2 protein-coding genes, 1 tRNA gene and 1 pseudogene are annotated in these 2,674 nt (G+C 60.7%); 2 read left to right on the forward strand and 2 right to left on the reverse strand.

Annotation, left to right across the window (positions count from 1 at the left end; all coding sequences use genetic code 11):
* A pseudogene (locus tag ABYW26_RS12930) lies at positions 1–666 on the reverse strand (two-component sensor histidine kinase); the annotation flags it as partial.
* Between ABYW26_RS12930 and ABYW26_RS12935 the strand changes: the two are divergent.
* Positions 665–1,567 (forward strand): MBL fold metallo-hydrolase, encoded by a 903-nt coding sequence (locus tag ABYW26_RS12935; RefSeq protein WP_372605319.1) that lies wholly within the window; start codon positions 665–667, stop codon positions 1,565–1,567. The pseudogene ABYW26_RS12930 and the gene ABYW26_RS12935 overlap by 2 nt on opposite strands.
* 69 nt (positions 1,568–1,636) lie before the next feature.
* Positions 1,637–1,711 (forward strand) — tRNA-Asn (locus ABYW26_RS12940).
* Positions 1,712–2,190: 479 nt separating this feature from the next.
* Here the strand turns inward: ABYW26_RS12940 and ABYW26_RS12945 are convergent.
* Positions 2,191–2,674 (reverse strand): hypothetical protein (locus ABYW26_RS12945; protein ID WP_372605321.1); only part of this gene is annotated, 484 nt, incomplete at its 5' end.

A 2,674-nucleotide genomic window follows, 5' to 3' on the forward strand; every position in this document is an offset into this window, starting at 1 on the left:
CCCCTTGCCGAACGCCGCCGCCGCATGGGCCAGCCGCTTGATCGGGCGCATCTGGTTGCGCAGGAAGATGAATGAGATCAGCGTCATCAACAGGCCGGTGACGATCATCAGCACCAGCAATTGATGCGGGTTCGAGGCCGACATGCGCTTGCGCTCAAGCTTCAGGTTCACCGGGCCGTATCTGGTCTCGGCCAACAGGTCGATCTGGCGCGCCGCATCCCACCACGGCACATCGCCGACCAGATCAATCGCCAGAACCGACGGCAGATCGCGGTGCAGCGTCGCCAGCACGATCCGGCCTGACAGATCGACCAGATTGCGCCGGTCGCGGCGCGCGACATGGGCGTCCGGCAGGCTGAGGTCGATCTCTAACCCCTGCGCCAGATCAATCGCGCCCGAAACGCTGCTGTGCAGGTCGGGGCCGTCGTTCAGCCGTTCCAGCAAATACCCGATCTCAAGCGCCACGTTATGCGACATCTGCCGGGTGACGCCTTCGAAATGGCGCTGGATAAACATGATCGACACGACAAGCTGAATGGTCACGATCGGCACAATCAGGATCAGCGCCGCCCGTCCATACAGGCCACGTGGCAAGGTGCGTTTGATCCAGCTCATCTTCATCGCTACAAGCGTATCTGGCCACCGCCACAGAAGGAAGCGGAACATGACCACTCCCAACCAGATTGCACCGCACGCCGGCGCGGTCGACCGGCCCGAGCCCGGCCTGCGCCGCGTGCTGGCGCCGAACCCGTCGCCGATGACCTTTCTGGGCACGAATACCTATATTCTGGGTCAGGGCGAGGTCGCCGTGATCGACCCCGGCCCGCAGGATGCCGCGCATATGGCCGCGATCATCGAGGCGCTGGAGCCGGGCGAGCGGATCAGCCACATCGTCTGCACCCATTCACATCTGGACCATTCGGCGCTGGCGCCCGAACTCAGCGAAGTCACCGGCGCCCCGATCGTGGCTTACGGCGACAGCACCGCCGGGCGGCGCGAAGATCTGGTCGGCCTTGCCGATCTGGGCGGTGGCGAAGGCGTGCATCTTGGCTTTGCCCCGCATGAAATTCTGGCCGACGCGGCGTGGCTGCATGGCAAGGACTGGAGCCTTCAGGCGATCTGGACCCCCGGCCACATGGGCAATCACATCTGCCTGGCCTGGGGCGACCGGGTGTTCTCGGGCGATCATGTCATGGGCTGGGCCACGTCGATGGTGTCGCCGCCCGATGGCGATCTGGGGGCGTTCATGGAGTCGCTGCGGAAACTTGAACCGCGCCGCGACCGGGTGTTTTATCCGGCGCATGGCGATCCGATCGACACCCCGCAAGACCGGGTGCGCGGGCTGCTGGCGCATCGCAAGGGCCGCGAGGCCGAAATCCGCGCCGCGCTGACCAGCGGCCCCGCAACCGCACCGCAGCTGGCTAAAGCGATCTATACCGACATCCCCCCGGCCCTGATCGGCGCCGCCACCCGCAACGTCCTTGCGCATCTTATTGATTTGACTGACAGAAAACTGACCGAAGCCGAAACCGGCCACGGCCTGACAACCGAATATGCGCTGCGGTGAATTTTCTGTCACTTTTTCTGCCGAACCCTCTGGACGGGGTCCGACCGGCTTGCTATATCGCCCCCGTGTTCCGGCGTAGCTCAGCGGTAGAGCAGTTGACTGTTAATCAATTGGTCGTAGGTTCGATCCCTACCGCCGGAGCCAATTTTCTCAAATGAGATCAATATGATGAAGGCCGCCCTTGAGGGCGGCTTTCGTCATTTTCGGGGTCCTCTACAACAACTCTACAAATTCGGGCCTCCACAACGAAAAAGCCCCAGACATGAACGCCCGAGGCACGTGGCACCGCCAACACAAGCGAAGACTTCACGGCTACCGATCAAAGGGGCTATATCCTTGCAGCACTTCAACCAGCCGAAGCTTCGATACAATCGCTTTGGGTCGCTCTCGTTTACCAGTTATCGCTGATCCTCCAAGTTTCGGGACCCATCTCTCCCAGTTGGTAGACCGCTTTCAGGGGGCTACTCCTGCCGGACTTCCGGGAAATGAGATAGAAGCGATAGGCCGTTCCTCCTACCCTCGACGGCAATAGGAGTCGCAGGTCAGCTATCGCTTGCGTCAGAATCTTCCCGGTCATCCTGCCAAGAAAATTCTACCTCGCCATCCCCTCAAGATCGGGCGGATTACGCCGCCATCGCGTTGGCTGCCCGCACGGCGCTGCGCTCTAACAAACTGTTTTCCAGGATGTTTAAATCGGGAAGTGGCTTGCGAACCAACTGATTTGCCACTTCTGGGGCTAGACCGAAACCACGCAACATTGAAGCGACAGTTTCTTCCGGATAGCACTCGTCCCTCTCAGCACGGGAAACGGACATAAGCGCCGCGCCTCGGATCAAATCGAGTGCAACAACCATTGGCATTTCTACAAACCGACCTTGCTCCATCCCTTTTGAGATATGGACGGGCAGGTATTCATAGATCAGGTGCCCCGGCCCAACCGAATCCAACCCAGCCTTGGACATGAATTTGCCCAACAACGGGAACTGTCGGGCTGTCTCGATGAACAAGCGGACGCCGGTGGCCAGCAACTCGGCCGGGTCGGGAATATCCATGACATTCCGCTCGATGATGTGGATCAGTTCATTGCCCAGTTGATCGCTGGTCGCG

Origin of the sequence: Actibacterium sp., from assembly GCF_041584535.1 — a bacterium.
GTDB lineage: Bacteria > Pseudomonadota > Alphaproteobacteria > Rhodobacterales > Rhodobacteraceae > Actibacterium_D.

Coding starts and splice junctions, on each gene's coding strand:
- ABYW26_RS12935 (WP_372605319.1), top strand. CDS start 665: ATGACCACTCCCAACCAGATTGCACCGCACGCCGGCGCGGTCGACCGG.